General features: G+C 62.2%; 27 protein-coding genes. 15 read left to right on the top strand and 12 right to left on the bottom strand.

Annotated features, from left to right (window positions below):
- Positions 1-270 precede the first annotated feature (270 nt).
- The 4 genes from ABCW43_RS03170 to ABCW43_RS03185 all read left to right on the top strand — a co-directional run bounded on the left by ABCW43_RS03170 (position 271) and on the right by ABCW43_RS03185 (position 2631).
- Positions 271-459 (top strand): hypothetical protein, encoded by a 189-nt coding sequence (locus ABCW43_RS03170; protein ID WP_345922094.1) that lies wholly within the window; start codon positions 271-273, stop codon positions 457-459.
- Between the two features lie 30 nt (positions 460-489).
- Positions 490-765: a BrnT family toxin gene (locus ABCW43_RS03175; RefSeq protein ID WP_345922095.1), complete on the top strand. Its 276-nt coding sequence runs from the start codon at positions 490-492 to the stop codon at positions 763-765.
- Positions 749-1090: a helix-turn-helix domain-containing protein gene (locus tag ABCW43_RS03180; RefSeq protein ID WP_345922096.1), complete on the top strand. Its 342-nt coding sequence runs from the start codon at positions 749-751 to the stop codon at positions 1088-1090. Before ABCW43_RS03175 ends, ABCW43_RS03180 begins: the two co-directional genes overlap by 17 nt.
- A 920-nt stretch (positions 1091-2010) precedes the next feature.
- Complete coding sequence (locus tag ABCW43_RS03185) at positions 2011-2631, top strand: hypothetical protein (RefSeq protein ID WP_345922097.1); 621 nt, start codon at positions 2011-2013, stop codon at positions 2629-2631.
- 115 nt (positions 2632-2746) lie between these two features.
- On the opposite strand, the gene ABCW43_RS03190 is transcribed toward ABCW43_RS03185, so the two are convergent.
- Positions 2747-3376 carry an outer membrane protein gene (locus ABCW43_RS03190; RefSeq protein WP_345922098.1) on the bottom strand — a complete coding sequence of 210 codons (630 nt, stop codon included), beginning with the start codon at positions 3374-3376 and terminating at the stop codon, positions 2747-2749.
- Positions 3377-3788: 412 nt separating this feature from the next.
- Complete coding sequence (locus ABCW43_RS03195) at positions 3789-4490, bottom strand: DUF1223 domain-containing protein (protein ID WP_345922099.1); 702 nt, start codon at positions 4488-4490, stop codon at positions 3789-3791.
- A 349-nt stretch (positions 4491-4839) separates the two neighbouring features.
- Between ABCW43_RS03195 and ABCW43_RS03200 the strand changes: the two genes are divergently transcribed.
- Positions 4840-5757 (top strand): hypothetical protein, encoded by a 918-nt coding sequence (locus tag ABCW43_RS03200; protein WP_345922100.1) that lies wholly within the window; start codon positions 4840-4842, stop codon positions 5755-5757.
- A gap of 55 nt (positions 5758-5812) precedes the next feature.
- Here the strand turns inward: ABCW43_RS03200 and ABCW43_RS03205 are convergent, their stop codons facing one another.
- The 3 genes from ABCW43_RS03205 to ABCW43_RS03215 form a co-directional block, all read right to left on the bottom strand.
- The gene (locus ABCW43_RS03205) at positions 5813-6595 is read right to left on the bottom strand and encodes a class I SAM-dependent methyltransferase (protein WP_345922101.1); all 783 of its coding nucleotides are present in this window, start codon (positions 6593-6595) and stop codon (positions 5813-5815) included.
- Positions 6596-6730: 135 nt separating this feature from the next.
- Positions 6731-6934 (bottom strand): hypothetical protein, encoded by a 204-nt coding sequence (locus ABCW43_RS03210; RefSeq protein WP_345922102.1) that lies wholly within the window; start codon positions 6932-6934, stop codon positions 6731-6733.
- Between the two features lie 15 nt (positions 6935-6949).
- Positions 6950-7900 carry a homocysteine S-methyltransferase family protein gene (locus ABCW43_RS03215; protein WP_345922103.1) on the bottom strand — a complete coding sequence of 317 codons (951 nt, stop codon included), beginning with the start codon at positions 7898-7900 and terminating at the stop codon, positions 6950-6952.
- Positions 7901-8060: 160 nt separating this feature from the next.
- Here ABCW43_RS03215 and ABCW43_RS03220 point away from each other — a divergent pair, with 160 nt between their 5' ends.
- Positions 8061-8747, top strand: a complete 687-nt coding sequence (locus ABCW43_RS03220) for a TetR/AcrR family transcriptional regulator (protein WP_345922104.1) — start codon at positions 8061-8063, stop codon at positions 8745-8747.
- 13 nt (positions 8748-8760) lie between these two features.
- On the opposite strand, the gene ftsZ is transcribed toward ABCW43_RS03220, so the two are convergent.
- Positions 8761-9786, bottom strand: coding sequence for a cell division protein FtsZ (gene ftsZ, locus ABCW43_RS03225; RefSeq protein ID WP_105401094.1), 1026 nt, complete (start codon positions 9784-9786; stop codon positions 8761-8763).
- Between the two features lie 218 nt (positions 9787-10004).
- Between ftsZ and ABCW43_RS03230 the strand changes: the two genes are divergently transcribed.
- Positions 10005-10223 (top strand): hypothetical protein, encoded by a 219-nt coding sequence (locus ABCW43_RS03230; protein ID WP_210011584.1) that lies wholly within the window; start codon positions 10005-10007, stop codon positions 10221-10223.
- 79 nt (positions 10224-10302) lie between these two features.
- Positions 10303-11304 (top strand): ketopantoate reductase family protein, encoded by a 1002-nt coding sequence (locus ABCW43_RS03235; RefSeq protein WP_345922105.1) that lies wholly within the window; start codon positions 10303-10305, stop codon positions 11302-11304.
- A 94-nt stretch (positions 11305-11398) separates the two neighbouring features.
- Here the strand turns inward: ABCW43_RS03235 and ABCW43_RS03240 are convergent, their stop codons facing one another.
- Complete coding sequence (locus ABCW43_RS03240) at positions 11399-12340, bottom strand: alpha/beta fold hydrolase (protein WP_345922106.1); 942 nt, start codon at positions 12338-12340, stop codon at positions 11399-11401.
- Between the two features lie 332 nt (positions 12341-12672).
- On the opposite strand from ABCW43_RS03240, the gene ABCW43_RS03245 reads away from it, so the two are divergent.
- On the top strand, positions 12673-12987 hold the full coding sequence (locus tag ABCW43_RS03245) for a DUF1883 domain-containing protein (protein WP_345922107.1): 315 nt from the start codon (positions 12673-12675) through the stop codon (positions 12985-12987).
- Positions 12988-13005: 18 nt separating this feature from the next.
- Here the strand turns inward: ABCW43_RS03245 and ABCW43_RS03250 are convergent, their stop codons facing one another.
- Both ABCW43_RS03250 and ABCW43_RS03255 read right to left on the bottom strand, forming a co-directional pair.
- The gene (locus ABCW43_RS03250; protein WP_345922108.1) at positions 13006-14322 is read right to left on the bottom strand and encodes a replication-associated recombination protein A; all 1317 of its coding nucleotides are present in this window, start codon (positions 14320-14322) and stop codon (positions 13006-13008) included.
- Complete coding sequence (locus tag ABCW43_RS03255) at positions 14319-15719, bottom strand: DegQ family serine endoprotease (protein ID WP_345923320.1); 1401 nt, start codon at positions 15717-15719, stop codon at positions 14319-14321. The genes ABCW43_RS03250 and ABCW43_RS03255 overlap by 4 nt, the downstream gene beginning before the upstream one ends.
- Positions 15720-15853: 134 nt before the next feature.
- Here ABCW43_RS03255 and ABCW43_RS03260 point away from each other — a divergent pair, with 134 nt between their 5' ends.
- The 4 genes from ABCW43_RS03260 to ABCW43_RS03275 all read left to right on the top strand — a co-directional run bounded on the left by ABCW43_RS03260 (position 15854) and on the right by ABCW43_RS03275 (position 17616).
- On the top strand, positions 15854-16234 hold the full coding sequence (locus tag ABCW43_RS03260; RefSeq protein WP_345922109.1) for a YkvA family protein: 381 nt from the start codon (positions 15854-15856) through the stop codon (positions 16232-16234).
- Positions 16235-16271: 37 nt separating this feature from the next.
- Positions 16272-16637, top strand: coding sequence for a lysozyme inhibitor LprI family protein (locus ABCW43_RS03265; protein ID WP_345922110.1), 366 nt, complete (start codon positions 16272-16274; stop codon positions 16635-16637).
- A gap of 68 nt (positions 16638-16705) precedes the next feature.
- On the top strand, positions 16706-17170 hold the full coding sequence (locus ABCW43_RS03270) for a MarR family winged helix-turn-helix transcriptional regulator (protein ID WP_345922111.1): 465 nt from the start codon (positions 16706-16708) through the stop codon (positions 17168-17170).
- 11 nt (positions 17171-17181) lie between these two features.
- Entirely contained in the window at positions 17182-17616 is a 435-nt protein-coding gene (locus ABCW43_RS03275) for a hypothetical protein (RefSeq protein WP_345922112.1), read from the top strand.
- 15 nt (positions 17617-17631) lie between these two features.
- Here the strand turns inward: ABCW43_RS03275 and ilvD are convergent, their stop codons facing one another.
- Both ilvD and ABCW43_RS03285 read right to left on the bottom strand, forming a co-directional pair.
- Positions 17632-19467, bottom strand: coding sequence for a dihydroxy-acid dehydratase (ilvD, locus tag ABCW43_RS03280; RefSeq protein ID WP_345922113.1), 1836 nt, complete (start codon positions 19465-19467; stop codon positions 17632-17634).
- 165 nt (positions 19468-19632) lie between these two features.
- Positions 19633-20043, bottom strand: a complete 411-nt coding sequence (locus ABCW43_RS03285; protein ID WP_345922114.1) for a DUF4112 domain-containing protein — start codon at positions 20041-20043, stop codon at positions 19633-19635.
- A gap of 211 nt (positions 20044-20254) precedes the next feature.
- Here ABCW43_RS03285 and msrP point away from each other — a divergent pair, with 211 nt between their 5' ends.
- Together msrP and msrQ are read left to right on the top strand one after the other, a co-directional pair.
- Complete coding sequence (gene msrP / locus ABCW43_RS03290) at positions 20255-21199, top strand: protein-methionine-sulfoxide reductase catalytic subunit MsrP (RefSeq protein WP_345922115.1); 945 nt, start codon at positions 20255-20257, stop codon at positions 21197-21199.
- On the top strand, positions 21199-21864 hold the full coding sequence (msrQ, locus tag ABCW43_RS03295; protein ID WP_345922116.1) for a protein-methionine-sulfoxide reductase heme-binding subunit MsrQ: 666 nt from the start codon (positions 21199-21201) through the stop codon (positions 21862-21864). Before msrP ends, msrQ begins: the two co-directional genes overlap by 1 nt.
- Positions 21865-21969: 105 nt before the next feature.
- On the opposite strand, the gene ABCW43_RS03300 is transcribed toward msrQ, so the two are convergent.
- Positions 21970-22551 (bottom strand): DoxX family protein, encoded by a 582-nt coding sequence (locus ABCW43_RS03300; protein WP_345922117.1) that lies wholly within the window; start codon positions 22549-22551, stop codon positions 21970-21972.
- Positions 22552-22691 lie beyond the last annotated feature (140 nt).

Here is a 22691-nt window from a genome sequence, read left to right on the forward strand (position 1 = left end):
TTTTTGTGAATAGCTGAAGGAAAACAGCCCGAAGGAAACTTCGGGCTGGACTACTAAAGAGAACAAAACGAGACTCAGGTGAAGTGATTTGCGTGCATTGGAAATGACAAAGCCGGAGTCCTTGGACCCCGGCTTTGGATACCGCGAAAAAGCCGAAGCTCACGCGGGGCGAAGAGACTCACATCCCTTGCCTGTAGCATGGTTAATATATGGGATTTGAGAAATCAGAGTCGAGGTAGCTTTGGCAGTTTAGAGCCATCGGAGATGATCATGGCACGAAATACTGGTGATAACTTTCGACGTGGTGCGGTTACCGGACGCACTCAATTCGAACGCCCTGACGGGCATTTCCAGAAGCGCGATGAGCGCACTGGCCACTTCATGGAAGTGAAGCAATCCGACGGAAAGTTTAAAGGTGTGGCGACGGAGCCTGATGGTCGGGATACCGACAACTCCTAGCGACAAACTACTGGAAACCCGTAGTTTCCCATGCTAAACTTCGAATGGGATGATCAGAAGGCTGCGGCAAACCTCGCTAAACACGGCGTTGGCTTTGCCGCGGCCACTGCCGTTTTTCGCGATCCATTCGCCTTCGATACCGAAGACAGATCGATGGATTACGGTGAGATCAGACGACGCATCATCGGACTCGGCAACGGTCGCTTCCTGACTGTTATCTATACCGAGCGCGGTGAAACGATCCGGCTCATATCGGCCAGAAAAACAACGCGGGCGGAGCGTCGGGAGTATGACGATGCCAGGTAATAAAAAACAACAATCGAACTGGGCTCGCTTTGACGCCATGAGCGACGATGAAGCGGAAGCCAATGCGCTCGCGGACCCGGACAACCCACCTATGACGAGCGAGCAGCTCCGCTCCGCTCCCCGCATGCCGCAGGTCAAGGTCATCCGACGCGCACTCGGCCTGACCCAGGAAGAGTTTTCCGGCCGCTACCAGATCCCGCTCGGGACGTTGCGCGACTGGGAGCAAGGCCGATCCGAACCGGACCAGCCGGCAAAGGCATATCTGAAGGTGATTGCGGTTGACCCGGAAGGCACGGCGAAGGCGTTGGTAAAAGGCGCTGCATAGTTCATAGCCCGCAATTGCAGGCAGCAGACGCCCTATCCCCCCTGTCGGGGAGATAGGAATTTCAACATCTTAGCGCAGCTAAGTGTTAGAAATTCCAAGAGAGGGGCCCGACATCTGCGCCAACCGCAAATCCCTCACCTGAAAAATCTGCGGCACCGTTGCGGCAAAATGATGAAGCAGCGTGAGACGAGGCATCGCTGCCCAGCAACCAGCCAACCTCAAAAAAACCATCTGTGGCTGTGGTCGGTTCGTAGAGCCACGCATCGGAATCGCTTAGCTATTCCCTCGTCTAGCGACGGGAGGACGGATATGGCGGCGTGCAGGGATACGAATGGTGACACCTGGGAGATTTACCAGAGCGGCACCCAGTGGCGTTGGAAGCGTACAGCATCCAATGGCAAGGTCGTCGGGGCCTCGACGGAATCTTACGTGAATAAAGCGACTGCATTGCCAATGCCAAACGGAACGGCATGACGTGTAGCCCGGTCTGAGCGGTCGGGTGTCGGTCTCTCTTGAGGCACCCAGCCAACTTGGTACATCCTCATTCCTGTGCTTGTCACAGGAATCCAGCAGCGCCGCGTCTGCGGCGCGACAGACTCTCTTCAAATTTGGCAACGCGAGAGACGGAGACGTCCCTTCCCGCCGTGCAGACGCGCGGCGGCTGGATCCCTGTGACGAGCACAGGGATGAGGGAGGGGAGCTCATCTCCCGTCAACAAACAGCCCACCTGCCTGCTTCGCCCCGCTCGCCCCCATGAGACCAAGGTCCCCACCCCACCGGACCTTGGTCCCGAATGCAGGCTCATTGGTCCTAATCCCATGGATTTATATCGGCCGCTGCTCCAGAATGCGCGGAATCTGAAAAGCACCCAAGCGCGGAGCGTCTCCCGGCTTGGGCAGGGCATATGGAGATCGGTAAATATGAACAAGGTCCTCAAGAACGGCATCGTTGTCCTGGCGCTTGCTGCAGTCTCCGTCGGCGGGGTAACCGGATTTTCAGACCTCGCTTTCGCCAAAGACGGAAATGGCGGCGGCAACGGCGGCGGTAATGGTGGCGGCCATGGCGGTGGAAACGGCGGCGCCGATCGCGACAATCTCTCGAACCACGGCCAATCCGGCAAGAGCCGGTCGACGTCGGCCAGTCTCGGCTCCGGCAAGGAGCGGGCGAAGAAGGATGCCGACCGCAAGGTCTCCAAAGCAACGCCAGCGGAGAAAGCCAAGCCGCAGGCCGCAAAAGTGGCAGGCCTCAGCTCCCTGAAGCGCAATTACCACGCCTATCTCAACACAAGCGATCCGCGGATGGCCTCGCTCTCGGCCTACGTGAAGGCCTATGCCCAGTACGAACTGACAAACGGCATCGATCCTGCCGTCACGGATCCCGAGCTCGGCGAAGCTGCGCTGCGCGATGCGCTGGAGGATTTCGCGGGCGCCCCGGTGAGCGACGAGGCCTTCGGATGGGCGCAGGACCAGCTTGGAGTAGGCCCCGCAGTCGGCAAGATCGACCAGGTCCGTGACCAACTCGATACGGACGCGGCTCTCTGAGAGCTTCCCGTCGAAACCGGCAGCGCCGTACGCCTCCCGGCATACGGCGCTTTGCAGATTGTCGAACCGCAACGATACCGTCTCCAGATCCGATGGATCCGGAGAGTCTGCGGCACTAGAACTTGTAGTTCACGCCAGCCTTGAGCGTCTGATCCCGCACATCGGTGCGGGAGGAAACACCGCCCGACGAGCTACGGACGTCATTGGTCATGGTGTAATTGTATTCGAAGCGGGCCGACAGGTTGTCGGTGAGCTTCTGCTCGACGCCGGCGCCCAGGACCCAGCCCGGCTTCCAGCCGTCCGGACCGGACGTACCGTTCTTGCCGCCGAAGCTGGTGAGCGCGACGCCGGCGGTGCCGTAGACGAGCGTCTGGTTCAAGCCGACGCCGGCCTTGGCCTTGGCGGCCACGCGGCCCTTTTCAGTGATCTTGCCGCCTGGCACGCGGCTTTCCACGTTGCCGAGATGGGAGGCTTCGATTTCCGCGCCGACGACGCCGGAATCGAGGTCCATGTTGTAACCGCCGTGAGCGCCGAGAACGAGGCCCTTGTCGCCATCGAACGGGTTCAGCTTGCGGGATGCCATGCCGAGATCGGCACCGACATAGGCACCGCCCCAGCCGGCCTTCGGCGCGCCGGCAGGTTCGTTATAGGCCGGAGGTTCGGAATAGGAGGTAAGGTCGGCAGCCCAGAGGGGCGTGGCAGCGAATGCGGCGAAGATCGCCAGGGCGAAGGGCTTCTTGTTCATGGTCTTGGCTTTACTCCGTACAGCACCTGCGTCGCGAACACATGCAGGCGGTTACTCAAAGGTTACGCACCGCGCGGCAGTCACGGTCACACCACCCAAGCCCCTCAGGCCCGGACTGCCGGCAAGTATCCATTCATTTTTCACGAATTCATAAACACTTCCTTAACTTGCCGACCGCTTCCGCGGGCCACGCGATCAACAAGTGTAACAGTGTCGAGAGAGGAACCGGAGTCGCGGATAAAAACCGCCGAACGAGGCGCTGGGAGGTGTCACTTATTACCTACCTTACGAGGCAGCTTTCAGCGCCCCGTCCGATCCTCGGGTCTCGTTTTGCTCGCCCGAGGATCACGAAAGGGAACCGAGGATCGCCAGGGGATGAGTGTGTCTGATGAAACCGTCCACCCGCTCCTCCTCAATCCGTTGCAGCCGCGAGAATCTGGCCGCCGTTGCGTTCCTGAACGATGACAGCCCGTTTCTGGCCGGATTTTCCCGAAGCGACCGGCAGGCTTTGCGCCTTGCCGTTCCAGAACCCGAGATGCGTCAGTTCGCGCACCACATGCGCGTGCGGCAAGGTCTCGCCGGCGTTTTCGCCGCGGGCGACAGGAACCTTCACGAGGCCCGCATCGTAACGGACCAGCCAGATATCAGCGGTCGAACCGGGTTTGCCGCCGCCGTCGATCGAGACCGTATCGCCCTTCAGGCTGACCGCAGGCCCGGCGAGCGGCTTTTCGGCGGCGATCAGCCCGCGAACCTCGCCGAGATCCTGGCCGACTGTCGAGGTGCGGCCATTGATGACCATCTGCGGCGTGAACGGGCTCGAATGCCCCAGCGCCGGCTCGTAGGTCACCTGGCGCCGGGTGAATTCCTCGCGGCCGAAGATGTCTTTCCAGCCGAGATAATCCCAGTAGGTCACGGCGAAGCTGAGCGCCAGGATGTTGGGATCGCCGCTCAGCTTGACCAGATTGGCATTGGCGGGCGGACAGGACGAGCAGCCCTGGCTGGTGAACAACTCGACCACGACCGGATTTTGCGCGCCGGCCAAGGCAGGGGCGGCGCCGATCAGGCCAAGCGATGCGGCGGCGATCGCGATACGGAACGAATTCAGGTTTTTCACGGGGATGCTCCTTGCAGCATTGCCATCGCAGCTTCATTCGCGCGGGCTCGCGCCCCGGTTACAGGCTCACGGTTTAGTGACCCCTCGGAATCCGGCCGAGCCGTTCGCAAGCGCCGCCGCACGTCGTGCCGGCGGCCGGCAAACCATCCGGCGGTTGCGAAAAACCCTAAATATTCACAGGTCAGGAACCAATGGGCAGCCGGCGTGTTGGAAGAGCGCAATTTCAAACCAACAAACCCTTATCTTTCAGGAGGTTCACCATGGGACGCGGCATTCTGCTCTGGCTTCTCGGCATCCCGCTGCCGATCGTCATCCTTCTCGTTCTCTTCATGCGTTGAGGAGGCGGGAAATGCCCATTTCATCCATAGGCTCCGCGGTCGCAACTCCCGTGGAATCGTCGAAATCCGCGATCGCGTGGGGGCCGATTTTCGGCGGCGCGGTAGCTGCCACCGGTATCAGCCTCATCCTCATCCTTTTCGGCTCCGGTCTCGGTCTCACCATGGTCTCCCCCTGGTCGGGTGAAAGCAGTTCGGCCGCCACCGTCGGCATCAGCGCGGCAATCTGGCTGGTGGTGGTGCAATGGCTGTCGGCAGCGCTCGGCGGATATCTGACCGGCCGGCTGCGCACCAAATGGGCCGCCGTTCACACCGACGAGGTATTCTTCCGCGATACCGCCCATGGTTTCGTATCCTGGGCCGTGGCGACGGTCTTCGTCGCGGGCTTCCTGGCCTCGTCGCTCGGCTCGCTCGTCGGCGCCGGCGCACAGGCCGTGGGTTCGGCGGCGGCAACCGCCGGAGTTGCGGGATCGGCAGCGGCGGCGTCCGCCTCCGGCGATGCGTCGGGAAGCACAGACATGGCGACGTCCTATTTCACCGATGCGCTCCTGCGTCCACAACAGGCCCAGGCCCGCGCCCAGAACGACGATGGGGCGGCAACCGCGGAAGTGTCGCGCATTCTGCTCAACGGCGCCGTCCAGGGCGGCGTGCCGGAAGACGACAAGGCCTATCTGGCAACGATCGTCGCGGCCCGTACCGGCCTTTCGCCGCAGGATGCCCGCGCTCGCGTCGATGCGGTCCTGAAGCGGATCGAGGATGCCAAGGTCGCCGCCCAGAAGGCCGCGGACGAAGCCCGCAAGGCAGCCGCCACGACCGCAATGGTCGGCTCGCTGTCGCTGCTCGTCGGCGCGTTCATCTCCTGCGCCGCCGCCGCACTCGGCGGCCGTCAGCGGGACGAGGAGGAAGACCTGCTCGTCGCGACACGCTACTGAACACCACGATCACGATGGAGCGGTCGTGTGGAAACGCGGCCGCTCTTTTTTCGTCTCAAGGCTTGCCGGCGCGGATATGCAGGAAGATCGGCGCAACGCGGGTATCGGCGACGACCGGTTCTGCCAGCGCCAGTTCTTCCGACGCCATCGGCTCGCCAAACGCCTCGATCACCAGCCCCGCCTCGACGATCATCGAAACCCAGGTGGTCAGCGTCCGGTGGAAACGCGGCACCGAAAAGGGCGTCAGCTTCGCCTGCTCCTCGGCGGGGATTTCGGAAAACAGCCAGCGCTCGATCCGATCCGTCTCGTCGAAATAGTCGGCGATCTGCACGGCCACCGCCTCGCCCGCATCATCGCGGATATTCTTGCGCGTCGGCGGCACGAAGCAGGGATGCAGGATCGAGAACTGCAGGAAACCGCCGGGCTTCAGGACGCGATAAACGCCCTTCAGCACCTCGCGCTGGTCGGCCATGTCCATCATCGACATGAAGGCGGTGACGAAATCGAAGCTCTCGTCCGGAAAATCAATCCCCTGCCCGTCGCCGAGCACATAAGTGATGCCGAGCGGTTCGCTCTCCTCGGTTTCGCGGGCATAGCGGATGAAGGTCGGGGCGATGTCGAGGCCGGTCATCTCCGCCCCGCGCCGGGCGACGTCGCGGGTATTGGTGCCCTCGCCGCAGCCGAGATCGAGGCCCTTCAATCCGGCAACCGGCGGCAGCATGTCGAGAAAGGCCGGCGTGTTCAGCGCATCCCGATATTTGTCGTAACCGGCCCGCGAATAGATCGTCCAGGTCTCGGCATTGCTCTCCCAGTGGGCGCCGACAACAGTCGCATCCATGCTCGTCTCCTCTCAATCGTCGGTTGGGGGGCGAGCTATATCCGCGACGGAGGACAAAGGGAAGACGGCGAAAGCAAAAGAAAAACCTTCCGGCAGCACAACCGCCGAAAGGTTCTGATTGGAACGGTCTAAGGGTCAGACCCCGGAAAAGCGGTCGCGGTGGAAACGGTACACGTCTTCGCGAAATCCGATATCCCGAAGCAGGTGCTCGTCGATCATGGGCAACCTCTTGAGCCTCGCCCGGCCGCGCTCGCCATCGGCATCCTTCACCGTGGCGAGCGGACTGAGCCAGCGGCCGGAAATCACGGCGATGGCGCCCAGCAATGTCGTTGCAGGCATGCTCCTCCCTCCCCCTCAGGCCGCGACCGCCGGCAGGCAGGCGTCGCAGATCGCCTGCAGATGCCGATGGTCGGTGCCGCAGCAGCCGCCGAGCACCCGCATTGCCGGATAGTTCTGCCGGAGCGAGCGGTAGCGGGCGCCGAGGTCGAGCGGGTCGCCGATATCCAGTTCCGTCGACTCGTCGAGTTCCTGATGGCTCTTGGCGGACGCGTTGGCGCGGATGCCGGAGATCCGCTTCACCCAGTTTTCGCCGCGGGAAAGCGCGTGCTCGAAATGGGTCGGGTGGGCACAATTGACCATGTAATAGGCCGCGTAGCCCTCCGTCGCCGCATCGGTCTCCTCGATCGCTGCCCGCAATGTCTTGCCGTTCACCAGCCGGCCGTCCGTCTCGACTGTGAAGGACACGATACAGGGCATGCCGACGCGCCTCGAGGCCCGGACGATGCCGATCGCCTCGCCGATATTGTTCATGGTGATCGCCGAGATCATGTCGGCCTCGCTCTCGGCAAAGGCTTCAGCCTGGAAAGCGTGATAGTCTTCCGCCGCATGAGGCTCCATGTTGCCGTCCTTGTAGCCGTCGCCGCGGGGTCCGATGACGCCGTTGAGGACGATCGGCCGGCTCGGCCGCTCCCAGAGACGGCGCAGCTTTTCGACGTATTCCACCGAGCGGATATTGACCGCCCTCAGAGCGTCGCGATCGTAACCGAGCTGCGGCCCCCAGTCCGCATTTGCCCGCCAGGTCGGCGTATCGAGGATGAAGCCGAGGCGGTGTTCGCGGGCGATCGCCAGATAGGTTTCATAATACGCGGTCAATTCTTCGCGGCCTGCCGCGTCGTCGAGCAGCGGAAAAGCCGCGAAGGCCGGAAGGTCGATGACGCGATGGAAGACCAGCGTCGTTTCCAGCCCTCCGTCAGAAAGAAAATCGCCGCTCTTGATCTGCGGCAGGTCGTGGCGATACTTGGCCATCGTCTGTCTCCTGTGGTAAACATGGCAAGCGGGTCCGGATGTTGTTCCCGGCCGCTCGGTGAATGACCGTTTTTCGCAGGTTTAGGTGCGAGGCTTCTAGTAAGCTCATGGTACAGCCGAGCACGTTTTTAAAATTTGTCTGAATTTACGGGAGGTTAGCATGTCTGAAAGGGCGGAAGATCTCGACGCTGCCGCGCTGAGGCAGCGCGAAACTGTACCAACGGTCAAGTCTTCGGAAACGCGCAAGGGCGCAGCCACCCGTGATCGCATCATGGAAATTGCGGAAGCGTCCGTGCTCGCCAAGGGGTTTGCCGCCACATCGATCGACGAACTGATCGCCGAAGCCGGCATTACCAAGAGCGGGTTCTTCTACCATTTCAAGGACAAGAACGAGCTGGCGCGCGAGATGCTGCGCCGCTATGTCGCCGAAAACGACCAGGTCTTCGACGACATGTTCGGTCGGGCCCGGGAACTCAGCGACGATCCGCTGCAGGCTTTTCTATTGGGGCTGAAGTTCCTGAGCGAGCTGGTGCGCGATCTGCCGGGCGGCCATCCAGGCTGCCTGATCGCCGCGGTCTGCTATCAGGAGCGGCTCTTCGATCATGAAGTATTGAAGCTGAACTCGGATTCGATACGGTCCTGGAACGCGCGGTTTCTCGAATATATCGAGGAGATCGCAGAGGTCTATTCGCCCCGCGAACCGGTCGCTCTGGCAGATGTGGCGAACATGCTGTCCTGCATCATGGACGGGGCGATCATCATGTCGAAAGCGCTGAAGGATCCCCGGCAACTGGAGCGGCAGATTCTTGCCTACCGCTCCTATATAAAACTGCTGTTCTCGAGATAAGCGAACCGGGACGTTACTGCAGCGTACGCTGGAAAGTCTGCATGTCCGCCGGGGTGCCCGGAGCCACGCCCGCTTCGCCGCCATCGAGGCCGGTCGCCACCACCGAGACCCGGAACTTGCCGTCGAGGCTGCGGTCGAAGATCGCGCCGACGACGATGTCGGCATCGTCCATCACCTCGTCGCGGATGCGGCTTGCCGCTTCGTCCACCTCGAACAGCGTCATGTCGGAGCCGCCGGAGATCGAGATCAGCACGCCCTTGGCGCCCTTCATCGAGATGTCGTCGAGCAGCGGGTTGGCGATCGCGGCTTCGGCGGCGAGCAGTGCGCGGCCGTCGCCGGAGGCTTCGCCGGTACCCATCATCGCCCGGCCCATGCCCTTCATCACCGATTTCACGTCGGCGAAATCGAGGTTGATCAGGCCTTCCTTGACGATCAGGTCGGTAATGCAGCCGACGCCGGCAAACAGCACCTTGTCGGCGGTCATGAACGCGTCGGCAAACGTGGTCTTGGCATCGGCGATGCGGAACAGGTTCTGGTTCGGGATGACGATGACGGTATCGGCAGCGCGGCGCAATTCCTCGATGCCGGCATCGGCCGTCTTCATGCGGCGGTTGCCTTCGAAGGTGAAGGGCTTGGTGACGACGCCGACGGTGAGGATGCCGGCATTGCGGGCAGCATGGGCGATGACCGGTGCGGCACCGGTGCCTGTGCCGCCGCCCATGCCGGCGGTCACGAAGCACATGTGCGAGCCGGAGAGGTGATCCATGATCTCATCGATCGACTCTTCCGCGGCAGCCCGACCGATCTCCGGCAGCGAGCCTGCGCCGAGGCCTTCGGTCACATGGGCGCCGAGCTGGATACGCCGCGATGCCTTGGACGTTGCGAGAACCTGCGCGTCGGTATTGGCAGCGATGAAATCGACGCCCTCCAGCTCCTCGGCGATCATGTTGTTGATGGCGTTGCCGCCGCCGCCGCCGACGCCGATCACGGTGATCTTCGGCCGCATTTCGGTGATCTGGTATTTTTTGGCGTCCGTCATCGCAATCTCCTTGGCATCGGCACCCGCCGGCCGGGCGGCCTCGTGGCACCCGAATCACTTGTATTTTAGCTCGGCAACAAGGCAGAGGCTTGGCGAAAGAACAAGCTTGGTGTTGCAGAAAGCGGCCGAATGAAATTTTCCACAGGTTGGGTGGAACCTTTTCCGGTCATAGCAATTGTGAACAGTCGATCACAAAAGAGAGAGGAGCACCGCGTACCATGCCTACGTCCGCTGCACGTACGTCCATCGCCCCGCCGGATGACCATATCCTCACCGTTCAGGAGGCTCTCGAACCGCTCTTTCTTGCGCTCGAAGAGGAAGCGGAGATCAAGATGATCGCCGCCGCCGTCAAGGCCGGCTGGTCGGTGGAGGACGCTGTCACGGCGATCGACGAGCTTCGCCGGACAGAGCTCGTGTCCGACAGCTGGGCCCATTGATCCATCACAAAAACTCGTTCGCCCGCGCGCCGAAGATGTCCTAGACCTGCGCACCGCATATAGCTCTGGCGAGGACATCATGACCATCAGGAATATCTGCATCTATGGGGCCGGCGCTCTCGGGGGCGCCTTCGCGACGAAGATCGCGAGCGGCCTCGGCGCGGAGGCGAATGTCTCCGTCGTGGCGCGCGGCGCACATCTTGCCGCCATTCGCGAAAATGGCCTGACCGTCGAGCGGGGCGGCGATGCCGCGCCGCTCCATGCGCGTGTCACCGCCACCAGCGACCCGTCGGAACTGCCGAAACAGGACCTGATCGTCACCGGCCTCAAAGGACACCAGCTTGCGGATGCAGCCGAGGGCCTTGCCGGCCTTCTCAAGCAAGGCACGCGGGTCATCATGATCCTCAACGGCATTCCCTGGTGGTATTTCCATCGGGATTCCGAAAGCGGGCACGCGGAACGACAGCTCCCGGAACTCGATCCGGAAGGCAAGCTCTGGCGGCTGGTCGGCCCGGAACGCGTTATCGGCTGCGTTGCCTATCAGGGCGCCGAGGTCACCGAACCCGGCACCATTCGCCTCAATGGCGACGGGCGCTTTTTCCTCGGCGAACCTTCCGGCGAGCTTTCGCCCGACCTGGCGTCGATCTGCGAGCTTCTTGGACGCGCCGGCCTCAATATCATCCCGACCGAGCGGATCCGCGATGCGATCTGGACCAAACTGATGGGCAATGCCGCCTACAACCCGATCAGCGCGCTTACCCGCGGCCGGATGAACAGCATCATGGACAATGCGCCGCTCGCCGCACAGATCGGCAAGGTGATGACCGAAACCAGGGCGGTCGGCGAGGCGCTCGGCGCGATATTCAGCGGCAGCGTCGAAGAACAGCTCAGCCGTTCTGGCGGTTTTGGTCCCGTCAGGACTTCGATGCTGCAGGACCTGCTTGCCGGAAAGGCGCTGGAGATCGTGCCGCTGACCGGCATGGTGGTGGCGCTCGGCAAGCTCGCCGGCGTGCCGACACCGACCTGCGAAACGGTGCTGGCGCTGGCCATCCAGCTCGACCGCGAAAACCTCAGAAACTGATTCAAGTCCTTCCGAACGAGATTCCGCAGATTCCGGCAAGTGCTTGAAACCGCAGCCATGCCAGCCTTTCGGCCGGCATGGCATTGACTACGATTTACTTCTTCACCTGCTCCGCCCAGTTCGGCGCGTTGCTCTTGCCGTCGAGGAAAGGCAGCACGGTCGGCGCCAGGGCCGGCGATGCAAATGCCTCGTAATGGGTGAGATCGGGCAGGATCGCCAGCCGGTTCCTCGGCATGTTTTCCCGCATCCAGCCGGCATCCTTCAGGCCGCCGCCGAGCTTCTGATAAAACTCGACGATATGCTCCGGGCGCACCATGTCGCTGTCGCCGAAGACCAGCATGACCGGCATGGGCAACCTGGCGACCGTATCGGAGAAATCGTAGTCCCGGCGCATCAGGTCGCCCATCGCATCGAGGAGCCTTGGGAATTCGGAAACATCCGGAGCCACGGCCTTGTAGGAGATGAACATCGGCGTGTCCTTCATCATCTCGGCCATGGCACCGGTGACGGACTCCTGCTGCGGGATCATTTCCGGAAAGAAGCCGCTTTTCGCGAAAGGCGCCGAGGCGATGACGAGCCGCCGCACCTTTTCCGGCGCCTGAGCCGCCATCTGCAGGGCGATGCCGCCGCCCATGGAATAACCGAGCACATCGACCTGGCGGTAGCCGAGCTCGGAGACGATCTTGCCCATGTCGGCGCCCATGGCTTCCAGGCTGATCGGACGCTTGCCGAGCGAGGTGCGGCCATGGCCCTGGAGGTCGACGGCGATGACCTGGCGGTGCTCCGTCAGCGCCGGCATGATCGGTGCGAACATGTCGATGGAGCCGAGACCGCCATGGAGCAGCAGGAGCGGTTCGCCTTCCCCGCGGACCTCGTAATAATAGCTGATGCCGCCGGCCTCGACACGGCCCTTCTTCGATGGCTCGGCGGCGGTGGCCTGCGGGGCGGCCGATCTCGGCTCCTGCGCTTCGGCGAATGCTGGAACGAGCGATGCGGCAAGGGCTGCGATTGCGGTGGCGATTATCCTGATCGACATGACGTCCTCCTCGGGAATTTGGTTGGTGGTGATGCCCCAAGGACGAAGAGGAAGAGCCCGGGCCTACAATCCGCGCCAAAAACTCTGGCGCAAAGAAAATCCCGCCGCGAGGAGACGGCGGGACAGGCAGATTGGAGGTCAAAATATTATTCTTGTACGGCGGTTGCAGGGGACCAAAGCCGCCTGATTGTCTTCGGCGCGGCATGGGGATTGTGCCGGCTGAAGTTGGTCTTCAGAGAACTAAACACATAGGTAACCGCAATGTTCCACCATTCGTTAACGACACATTGTTAAGATTGATGAACTTCTATGCTGGCATCAATGAGGCAGGAATGGCCGTCCCGAATTTCCGCTTTACCCACTACGATCTCAAACCGCAGCGCGCGGGGACGACGATCGAGGTGACGTTGAATGCGGTGAATAACGTGCGCCTGATGAACGCCGCCAATTTCCAGCGCTTTACCGAACTTCTCGATTTCAAATATGTCGGGGGCGTTGCCAAGCGATCCCCTATCCGCCTGGTGATCCCCGAGGCTGGCCACTGGCACGTCATCGTCGACATGGAAGGTCATCACGGGCTGGCGGAATCCTCCGTCAGGCTGATCGGGGCGCCAGCCAACGTCGTGGCCCAGAAACAGGCCTCCTGATCGGTTTCAGCAGAGGGTCTACTTGGGGTTTCGTTCCTTGCGAAGCTTGGCCCACCAGTCGAGCCGCTTGCGGATGTCACGCTCGAAACCGCGCTCCGGCGGGTCGTAGAACGTCTGCCGGCCCATTTTCTCCGGAAAATAATCCTGACCTGAAAAAGCATCCGGCTCGTCGTGGTCGTAGCGATAACCGTCGCCATACCCCTCGCCCTTCATCAGCTTGGTCGGGGCATTCAGGATATGCTTGGGCGGCAGAAGCGAACCGTTTTCCTTGGCGGCCCGGGTTGCCGCCTTGAAGGCGGTATAGACCGCGTTGGATTTCGGCGCGGTCGCCAGATAGACGCAAGCCTGAGCGAATGCCAGTTCGCCTTCCGGTGAACCGAGATAGTCATAAGCATCCTTGGCGGCATTGCAGACGACCAGCGCCTGCGGATCGGCAAGGCCGATATCCTCGACCGCCATGCGCACCAGCCGGCGGCCGAGATAAAGCGGATCCTCGCCGGCATCGAACATGCGGGCCAGATAATAGAGCGCAGCATCGGGATCAGAACCGCGCACAGACTTGTGGAGCGCCGAGATCAGATTGTAATGCCCGTCCTGCGCCTTGTCGTAGACCGGGGCGCGGCGCTGGACGATCTGGGTGAGGCCCGTCGTATCGAAGACCTCCCCTTCCCGCGCGGCGCGCCAGACTTCTTCGGCAAGCGTCAGCACCGCGCGGCCATCGCCATCGGCCATGCGGATGAGGCTGGCGCGTGCATCCTCGTCGAGCGGCAGCGGCCTGCCTTCGGCCTGTTCGGCGCGGGTGAGAAGCTCGCTCAGGCTTTCCTCGTCATGGCTGCGGAACGTCAGCACCCGGGCCCGTGACAGAAGAGCGGCGTTGAGTTCGAAACTCGGGTTCTCGGTCGTCGCACCGACCAGGATGACGGTGCCGTCCTCCATGACGGGCAGGAAACTATCCTGCTGGGCGCGGTTGAAGCGATGGATTTCGTCGACGAAGAGCAGCGTCTGGCGGCCGTCCATGCGGCGCAGGCGCGCCGTCTCGAACACCTTTTTCAGGTCCGCAACGCCGGAAAAGATTGCCGAGATCTGTTCGAAGGCAAGTCCCGCCTCACCGGACAGCAGCCTGGCGACAGTGGTCTTGCCCGTGCCGGGCGGCCCCCAGAAGATCATCGAGCCGAGCGAGCCGCTGTCGATCATCCGCCGCAGCGCCCCGTCCTCGCCCGTCAGGTGCGGCTGGCCGGTCACTTCGGCAAGCGACTTCGGCCGCAGGCGATCGGCGAGCGGCCGCCGGTTGGCGACCTCTTCCGGAACCTTGGGCGCGAAGAGATCACCGTTCATCGGAAGAACTGCCTTATACGCTGGCCGCCACGCTCGATCTCGACACGCCAGAAACCCGGATCGTCGTCGAGCATGGTTTCCATGCCCTTGGTGCTGGTGACGGCGGTGCCGTTCAGGGAGATCAGGATGTCCTTCGGTTCGAAACCGAGGCGGGCGGCGGGAGAGTTGCGCGTCACGTCGGTCACGACCACGCCGGTCTTTTCAGCCGGGATGCGCAGTTCGGTCGCGAGCTTCGGCGACAGGTTGGCAACGCGAAGGCCGGCAAACGGATTGCGCCCCTCGATCAGCCGCTCGTCGCGCGGCGTGGTTTCCGGGGCGGTGTTGAGCGCCAGGTTCACCTGCCGCTGGCCGTCGGCGGTCTGGACGGTTAGCACCGCCTGCCTGCCGAGACCGGCGGTGGTCAGCCGGTAACCCAGCGCATCGGGATGCTCGACCGAAATGCCGTTGACGGCGGTCACCACTTCGCCGGGCTTCAGGCCGGCCTTGTCCGCCGGTCCGCCCTCGACAACGCGTGTCACCAGCGCGCCGCGGGCGGTCTTGAGGCCGAGCGCTTCGGCCACATCCGAATTGACGGCATCGAAACTCGCGCCGACGAATGGGCGTTCGAAGCTTGTCTTGCCCTGGGAAGCGGCGGCCAGAAAGACTTTCACGAGATTGGCGGGGATCGCGAAACCAATGCCGTTCGAACCGCCGCCGCGTGAAAAGATCGCGGTGTTGATGCCGATCAACTCGCCGTTCATGTTCATCAGCGCGCCGCCGGAATTGCCCGGATTGATCGAGGCGTCGGTCTGGATGAAGAAGCCGAAATCGCCCGTGGTGACCTGGTTGCGGGCAAGTGCCGAGACGATGCCGCTCGTCACCGTCTGGCCGACGCCGAACGGGTTGCCGATCGCAAGCACCAGATCACCCACTTCAGTCCGATCGGAATCACCGACGGCGAGAACCGGAAAATGCTCCTTCGACTTGATGCGCAGCACGGCCAGGTCGATGCTCTCGTCCTTCAGCACCACGTCGCAGGGGAATTCGCGGCCGTCGGCGAGCGCGATCTTGATATCGTCGGCACCTTCGATCACGTGGTTGTTGGTAACGACGAGGCCGTCCGCCGCAAGGATGACGCCGGAGCCGAGCGACGACTGCTTTTCCGAACGGTTCGGCATGCGCTGGCCGAAGAACTGCTCGAAGAAGGGGTCCCCCGCAAACGGATTGAGGCGCTGCACCACCCGTTCGGCATAGACGTTGACGACGGCGCCGGCGGTCTGCTTGACCAGCGGCGAGAAGGAGAGTTGCATTTCCTGGCGGCTCTGCGGCACGACCTTCTCCTGGGCGAGTGCCGCCACGGGCATCAGGAGAGCAAGGGCGAGAAGGCCGGTCGACACGCGTTTCGGCATGGTCAGCATGTAAGTCCTCATGAGAAAATCCGGATCGATTTGTAGCGCGGGACGCTAGAAAGGAAAGGTGGCGGAACAACGGAAATGATGGCGAAAACCGTCAAGCTTTTCACACTATATAGGGCCGATATGCGGAGAAAGACATGACTTGGTTGGCACGTGCAAAAGGCTGGGCGAAACGGCTGAAACGCGACATCCTGGCGTTGTGGCTCGCTTCGCGCGATCGCCGCGTGCCTTGGCATGCCAAGCTGATCGCGGGCTCGGTCGCAGCCTATGCGCTGTCGCCGATCGATCTCATTCCCGATTTCATCCCGGTTCTCGGTTATCTCGACGACCTGCTGATCGTGCCGCTCGGCATCATGCTCGCCGTCAGGCTCGTCCCGGAGCCGTTGATGAGCGAGTTCCGACAAGAGGCCGAGCGTTGGGCGGAACGCCCTACCAGCCGTACCGGTTTCGCCTTCATCATTGCCGTCTGGCTCTGTTGTCTCGCCTTCGCCCTCTGGAGCCTCTGGGAACTGAGGTGATCTCCAGGCGTTGCGCATGGAGATCTGGAGTGCTGCCATGAGACGTTCTACCATCGCAATCGCCTTGACGACCAACCTTCTTCTCGGCCTGACGCTTTCAGGCCTGCCCCGAACCGCAGCCGCGGCGAGTTTCGACTGCGAACGGGCAGACCTTGCGGCCGACGAGAAGGTGATCTGCGACACGCGCACACTCAACGATGCCGACGTGAAAATGGTAACCACCTTCGACATCCTCACCGGCCTGATGGCGATGGGAAACCGCGGCAAATTGCAGGACGAGCAGAGCTCCTGGCTGAAGAGGCGGCAGGCATGCGGCGAGGATGTCGAATGCATCCGGGCGGCCTATGGCGAGAGGCTGAGGCAGCTCGACGAGGCTTACAAAAATTTGAACCGGCCGCTCTAGGATATCCAACCCTCACAAGCGTCAGAATTATCATTGACAACATGCTGTCAATTTGACAGTATGCTGCCATGAAAGACGATGTTGATGAAATGGTCACCACGCTTGCCTTGACGGTTTTTCGCGCCAATGGCGCACTGATCGCCGCGGGCGACAGTCTCACCGCTCCTTTCGGCTTGTCCAGCGCCCGCTGGCAGGTGATGGGCGCTGTCGAGCTTGCTGGCCAACCGCTCACGGTCGCGCAGATCGCCCGCAACATGGGCCTCGCACGGCAATCGGTACAGCGGTTGATCGATGAACTCGAGCGGGATGGCATCGTGGCGCTTGACGAAAACCCGCATCACAAGCGGGCGCGGCTCGTTCGCCTCACCCTCCAGGGACGGGAGGCCTATGCGGCGATCATGAAAGAATGGCATGCCATGGCCGCCAGATTGGCGGAAGGAATGAATGCCACCGGGCTTCGTGCCGCGATCGGCAGTCTCGAACAGCTTTCAGCCGGCCTCGACGCCCAGCGCCCGCCGACTAACCTCCTCTAAGGACCAAATCGATGAAAGTTCTTCATCCCGCCGCCGGGGCACTGGCGCTGGCGACTATGCTCGCCTTCTGGTTATCGACCGCATTCGGCGAAATCTCCGGCAATATGGAAGTGATCCGCTCGGTCAAGCTTGCCATTCCCTGGGGATTGCCGTTGCTGATCCCGGCGCTCGCCTTTGCGGGGTTCAGCGGCTTCCGACTCGGCGGGCGCTGGAATCATCCGGCCGTTGCCGCCAAAAAGAAGCGGATGCCCCTCATCGCGCTCAATGGATTGCTCGTGCTTGTTCCTTGCGCGCTTGTATTGCGGCAGCTTGCGGTCAACGCTGACTTCGGCGCGATATTCTATGCCGTGCAGGCACTGGAACTCTGTGCCGGCGCGACGAACATCGTCCTTCTGGGGATGAGTTTTCGAGACGGCTTGCGACTCAAACGCAGGATACGCGCCTGAGCCGCGATACCCGATTTACTCCGGCAAGATCCGCACGGCGCCCTTGTCAGCGCTCGCAGCAAACGCGGCGTAGGCCTTCAGGGCCGTCGTGACATTGCGCTTGCGGGGATGCGAGGGCTTCCAGCCCAAGGCGTCCTGCTCTTTGCGGCGCTCGGCGAGTTCGGCTTCCGAGACCGCCAGGTTGATCGTGCGGTTCGGGATGTCGATCTCGATCTTGTCCCCTTCCCGCACCAGGCCGATCGTGCCGCCATTGGCAGCTTCGGGAGAAGCGTGACCGATCGACAGGCCGGACGTGCCGCCGGAGAAACGTCCGTCGGTGATGAGCGCGCAGGCCTTTCCGAGGCCCTTCGACTTCAGGTAGCTGGTCGGATAGAGCATTTCCTGCATGCCTGGGCCGCCCTTCGGGCCTTCGTAGATGATGACCACAACGTCGCCCGCGACGATCTCGTTGGAGAGGATCGCCTTGACGGCGGCATCCTGGCTCTCGAAGACGCGGGCCGGACCGGTGAACTTCAGGATCGAGTCATCGACGCCGGCCGTCTTCACGATGCAGCCGTCGATGGCGATATTGCCCTTGAGGACTGCCAGGCCGCCGTCCTTCGAGAACGGATGTTCGACGGACCGGATGACGCCCGCCTCGCGGTCGGTATCGAGCTCGTCCCAGCGGGCGTCCTGGCTGAAGGCGACCTGGGTCGGGATACCGCCCGGCGCCGCACGGAAGAAGTTGCGGACGGTTTCGCTGTTGGTGCGGGTGATGTCCCAGCGGTCGATCGCATCGCCGAGGGTTTCGGCATGGACCGTGTAGCAATCACGGTTGAGCAGCCCGCCCTTATCCAGTTCGCCGAGGATCGACATGATGCCGCCGGCACGGTGGACGTCCTCCATGTGGACGTCGGCCTTGGCCGGCGCGACCTTGGAGAGGCACGGCACCTTGCGCGACAGCTGGTCGATGTCGTCGAGGGTGAAATCGACCTCGCCTTCATAGGCGGCAGCAAGGATGTGCAGCACGGTATTGGTCGAACCGCCCATGGCGATATCGAGCGCCATGGCGTTCTCAAAGGCCTGCTTGGTGGCGATCGAGCGCGGCAGGACGGAATAGTCTTCCTGCTCGTAATGGCGGCGGGCGAGATCGACGATCAGGTGGCCGGCCTCGACGAACAGGCGCTTGCGGTCGGCATGGGTGGCGAGCGTCGAGCCGTTACCGGGCAGCGACAGGCCGAGCGCTTCGGTGAGGCAGTTCATCGAATTGGCGGTGAACATGCCCGAGCACGAACCGCAGGTCGGACAGGCCGAGCGCTCGATGACCTTGACGTCCTCGTCGCTCATCTTGTCGTCGGCGGCCGCGACCATGGCGTCGATCAGGTCGAGCGAATGGGTCTTGCCCTTCAGGACGACCTTGCCGGCCTCCATCGGGCCACCCGAGACGAAGACCGCCGGGATGTTGAGGCGCATCGCGGCATTCAGCATGCCGGGAGTGATCTTGTCGCAGTTGGAGATGCAGACCATGGCGTCGGCGCAGTGCGCGTTGACCATATATTCGACCGAGTCGGCGATGATTTCGCGCGACGGCAGCGAATAGAGCATGCCGTCATGGCCCATGGCGATGCCGTCGTCGACGGCGATCGTGTTAAATTCCTTGGCGACGCCGCCGGCCGCTTCGATCTCGCGGGCAACGAGCTGGCCCAAATCCTTCAGGTGCACGTGGCCGGGCACGAACTGGGTAAACGAGTTGACCACCGCGATGATCGGCTTGCCGAAATCGCTGTCCTTCATGCCGGTCGCGCGCCAAAGCCCGCGCGCGCCTGCCATGTTGCGGCCGTGGGTCGTGGTTCTCGAGCGGTAAGCTGGCATGGTGTTGTCCTCGATCTCTTGTTCGGGCCGGCGCAGTCTACCCCTTTCGGGAGACGCGCGCAAAAGCCCATGGTTTTGCGGCTTTCCTAGCGCAAAGTGCCCAGAGTGTCACTATCACGACAGGCCAAAGCGGTACGGTTGGGAAGACCGGTGGAGGGTGCTGCCTCACCTCTCCCGCAGTTCGTCGGGATGGATGCCGAAGTGGTCGAGGATCATCTGGACGTTGCGGCGGTGCGACTTGAAGAACAGGTCGAAGACGTCGCCCGCCAGCGGCACGCTGCCGACGATGGAATCGGTGGCGATATTGCCGAGCATCCGGGCGAGTTTTGCGGGTGGCAGGCCGAGCCTGCGGGCTTCGTTGACGATGTAAAGGCCGACCAAGGCGCCGCCCGCATCGCCCACGAGCGGGATCAGGCCGAAGACGGAATCGGCGCCGAAACGGATGCGGGTGCCCGGAATGCCGATCGCCGTGTCCATCAGCCGCGCGATGCCGGAAAGGCGGCGCAGGCGCCGCAACCTTTCGGCGCGGTCGGCGAATGTTTCGTTGCTTCCGGCATCCCATGTGCGTGCCGTCATCTGCAATCTCCTCTTATTCGGCAAACGGCCCTGCGATGAGAACTGTAGAACTCGAAATGGGGTTCCATCGATTGCATTTCCATCCGCAACCCTCCGGCTTTTTTCACGCAAACGTGGTTCGAACCAATCTTCGCACCGCTGTGAAACCTTTCGGTTCCGCGTTACGTATAGGAGCAAGAAGGCACCCGTTGCCGCAGAGGAGATTTTCGACATGCCCGCCTATCGTCCGCCGCATATTCCGGCTTCCGAAATCACCCCCCGCGACATCTACATGTCGCGGCGGTATTTTATGGGCGCTGCGGCCGTCGCCGGACTTGCCTTTGCGGGCGCCGACAGCGCATTTGCCGCACCGCTAACGGCCAGCCCCAGCGCCTACAAAGTGGACGAGAAGCTGACCCCGAAGGAGGCGGTCACCACCTACAACAATTTCTACGAATTCGGCGTCAACAAGGACGATCCCGCCGCCAATTCCGGCGACTTCAAGCCGACGCCCTGGTCGGTGAAAGTGGATGGCATGGTCGGCAAGCCGAAGGAATTCGGGCTTGAGGAACTGATGAAGATGAACCTCGAGGAGCGTACCTACCGGATGCGCTGCGTCGAGGGCTGGTCGATGGTGATCCCGTGGATCGGCTTCCCGCTTTCGGCTCTTCTGGATCAGGTCGACGTGCTCGGCAGCGCCAAATACGTGGCGTTCGAGACCGTGGTGCGGCCGGAGGAAATGCCGGGGCAGAAGGGCTTTTTCCAGCCGCTGCCCTGGCCCTATATCGAGGGCCTTCGCCTCGATGAGGCCCGCCATCCGCTGGCGATCCTCGCGGTCGGGCTCTACGGAGAGACGTTGCCGAACCCGAACGGCGCGCCGATCCGGCTCGTCGTGCCGTGGAAATACGGCTTCAAGAGCATCAAATCGATCGTCAGGATCTCGCTTGTCGAAAAACAGCCGGAGACCACCTGGAAGAACGCCAACGCCCGCGAATACGGTTTCTACTCCAACGTCAATCCGGCGGTCGACCATCCGCGCTGGAGCCAGGCGACGGAGCAGAGGATCGGCGAAGGCGGCTTCTTCGGCGCCAACCGCCGGCCGACGCTTCCCTTCAACGGTTATGCGGACCAGGTGGCAAGCCTCTATAGCGGGCTCGACCTGAAAGCGAATTACTGATGGCCTCGATCCCCGCCCTGCCCCGCCGCTACCACAAGGCAAGCGTCTGGGCGCTCTACGTGATCGGGCTCATTCCGGCCGTCTGGTATTTCTATCTCGGGCTGACGGGCGGGTTGGGCTTCAATCCGGTCAAGGAGTTCGAGCATCAGCTCGGCATCTGGGCGCTGCGCTTCATCATCGCGACCCTCACGATCACGCCGTTGCGCGATCTCGCGGGGATCAACTGGGTGCGGTATCGGCGGGCGCTCGGGCTGATCGCCTTCTACTACGTGCTCCTGCATTTCTCGGTCTATGTATCGCTTGACCTGCGCTTCAATTTTGGCGCGGTGGGCGGCGATATCGCCAAGCGGCCCTATATCACCATCGGCTTTGCCTGCCTGCTGATGCTGATCCCGCTTGCCGTCACCTCCAACAACTGGTCGATCCGCAAGCTGTCTCAGGCCTGGAACAGGCTGCACAAGCTGATCTACCTGATCGCCGCCGGTGGGGCGCTTCACTACGTGCTGGCGGTCAAATCGGTGACACTGGTGCCGTTCATTCACATCGCGCTGATTGCCCTGTTGCTGGTCTATCGATCCCTCAGACGACCGATCCTGAACTGGAAAAGGGGCAATAACAAACCGACAAAACCCGTCGTTTCCCAGAGGGCAAGGCAAATCGGTTGACGCGACGGGCGGATCCGGTACCGCCGTCCGCATGAATGCCCTCAACGCAAAAGAGCCGGATCCATCGATCCGACTCATCTTATATTCGGCAGCCGTTCGGGCTACTCAGAAGTGCTTGCGGAAAAGCAGCTTGTCGAGCGACAGGTAACCTCCTCCGAAGGCGGCGTAGAGGAAGGCGCCTCCGGTCCAGAACAGCGATGCCAGTTCTGCCTTACCCTGAACCTGCTCCAGGAAGACATGCCCGCCGTCCTTCAGCCGCACCAGGGCCTGCGGCGTGAACAGTTGCTGGCCGCCGGCTTTCAGCGCCTCGATGCCGGCAGGCGTCAGGAAGGCCTCGCCATAGGGGTGCGTGACGTGGAACCAGAGCGTGATGGCCAGCATGACGCCATTGGCGAGCGCCACGGGCCGGGTGAACAGGCCGGCGGCGATGAACATGCCGCCGAAGAACTGCAGGGCGGCCAGGAAGGGCGACCAGAACCAGCCGGGATACATGCCGAGATTTTCGACGAAGCCGACCTGCGCGAACGGCGCGATGATCTTCGGCCATCCTTCGATCACCAGCATGCCGCCGACCGCCAGCCGGAATATGCTCCAGGCCATGGGCTGCGCCAGCTTGTCATAGACAGGGGCCAAAGCGGGAATGACGAGTTCGTCCTTTGCGTTATCAAAAACTACCTGTTCAACCATTTTCCTTACCTCACGATTTTGTCTCAATGCCGAGACCTTATCGCTTTGGCGGAGGAAGCTCTTGACACAGGTCAAGCTGTGCGGTCGATCGGTGAGGTGGCTACCATGGTTGGCCCGAAACACGAAAAAGCCGGGCGTCT

This window comes from Neorhizobium tunisiense (assembly GCF_039631515.1).
In the GTDB taxonomy this organism is placed as follows: domain Bacteria; phylum Pseudomonadota; class Alphaproteobacteria; order Rhizobiales; family Rhizobiaceae; genus Neorhizobium.

Excerpts from the sequence above, each read along its gene's own strand:
- ABCW43_RS03170 (WP_345922094.1), top strand. The coding sequence starts at position 271 with ATGGCACGAAATACTGGTGATAACTTTCGACGTGGTGCGGTTACCGGA.
- ABCW43_RS03175 (WP_345922095.1), top strand. The coding sequence starts at position 490 with ATGCTAAACTTCGAATGGGATGATCAGAAGGCTGCGGCAAACCTCGCT.
- ABCW43_RS03180 (WP_345922096.1), top strand. The coding sequence starts at position 749 with ATGACGATGCCAGGTAATAAAAAACAACAATCGAACTGGGCTCGCTTT.
- ABCW43_RS03185 (WP_345922097.1), top strand. The coding sequence starts at position 2,011 with ATGAACAAGGTCCTCAAGAACGGCATCGTTGTCCTGGCGCTTGCTGCA.
- ABCW43_RS03190 (WP_345922098.1), bottom strand. The coding sequence starts at position 3,376 with ATGAACAAGAAGCCCTTCGCCCTGGCGATCTTCGCCGCATTCGCTGCC.
- ABCW43_RS03200 (WP_345922100.1), top strand. The coding sequence starts at position 4,840 with ATGCCCATTTCATCCATAGGCTCCGCGGTCGCAACTCCCGTGGAATCG.
- ABCW43_RS03205 (WP_345922101.1), bottom strand. The coding sequence starts at position 6,595 with ATGGATGCGACTGTTGTCGGCGCCCACTGGGAGAGCAATGCCGAGACC.
- ABCW43_RS03210 (WP_345922102.1), bottom strand. The coding sequence starts at position 6,934 with ATGCCTGCAACGACATTGCTGGGCGCCATCGCCGTGATTTCCGGCCGC.
- ABCW43_RS03215 (WP_345922103.1), bottom strand. The coding sequence starts at position 7,900 with ATGGCCAAGTATCGCCACGACCTGCCGCAGATCAAGAGCGGCGATTTT.
- ABCW43_RS03220 (WP_345922104.1), top strand. The coding sequence starts at position 8,061 with ATGTCTGAAAGGGCGGAAGATCTCGACGCTGCCGCGCTGAGGCAGCGC.
- ftsZ (WP_105401094.1), bottom strand. The coding sequence starts at position 9,786 with ATGACGGACGCCAAAAAATACCAGATCACCGAAATGCGGCCGAAGATC.
- ABCW43_RS03230 (WP_210011584.1), top strand. The coding sequence starts at position 10,005 with ATGCCTACGTCCGCTGCACGTACGTCCATCGCCCCGCCGGATGACCAT.
- ABCW43_RS03235 (WP_345922105.1), top strand. The coding sequence starts at position 10,303 with ATGACCATCAGGAATATCTGCATCTATGGGGCCGGCGCTCTCGGGGGC.
- ABCW43_RS03240 (WP_345922106.1), bottom strand. The coding sequence starts at position 12,340 with ATGTCGATCAGGATAATCGCCACCGCAATCGCAGCCCTTGCCGCATCG.
- ABCW43_RS03245 (WP_345922107.1), top strand. The coding sequence starts at position 12,673 with ATGGCCGTCCCGAATTTCCGCTTTACCCACTACGATCTCAAACCGCAG.
- ABCW43_RS03250 (WP_345922108.1), bottom strand. The coding sequence starts at position 14,322 with ATGAACGGTGATCTCTTCGCGCCCAAGGTTCCGGAAGAGGTCGCCAAC.
- ABCW43_RS03255 (WP_345923320.1), bottom strand. The coding sequence starts at position 15,719 with ATGCTGACCATGCCGAAACGCGTGTCGACCGGCCTTCTCGCCCTTGCT.
- ABCW43_RS03260 (WP_345922109.1), top strand. The coding sequence starts at position 15,854 with ATGACTTGGTTGGCACGTGCAAAAGGCTGGGCGAAACGGCTGAAACGC.
- ABCW43_RS03265 (WP_345922110.1), top strand. The coding sequence starts at position 16,272 with ATGAGACGTTCTACCATCGCAATCGCCTTGACGACCAACCTTCTTCTC.
- ABCW43_RS03270 (WP_345922111.1), top strand. The coding sequence starts at position 16,706 with ATGAAAGACGATGTTGATGAAATGGTCACCACGCTTGCCTTGACGGTT.
- ABCW43_RS03275 (WP_345922112.1), top strand. The coding sequence starts at position 17,182 with ATGAAAGTTCTTCATCCCGCCGCCGGGGCACTGGCGCTGGCGACTATG.
- ilvD (WP_345922113.1), bottom strand. The coding sequence starts at position 19,467 with ATGCCAGCTTACCGCTCGAGAACCACGACCCACGGCCGCAACATGGCA.
- ABCW43_RS03285 (WP_345922114.1), bottom strand. The coding sequence starts at position 20,043 with ATGACGGCACGCACATGGGATGCCGGAAGCAACGAAACATTCGCCGAC.
- msrP (WP_345922115.1), top strand. The coding sequence starts at position 20,255 with ATGCCCGCCTATCGTCCGCCGCATATTCCGGCTTCCGAAATCACCCCC.
- msrQ (WP_345922116.1), top strand. The coding sequence starts at position 21,199 with ATGGCCTCGATCCCCGCCCTGCCCCGCCGCTACCACAAGGCAAGCGTC.
- ABCW43_RS03300 (WP_345922117.1), bottom strand. The coding sequence starts at position 22,551 with ATGGTTGAACAGGTAGTTTTTGATAACGCAAAGGACGAACTCGTCATT.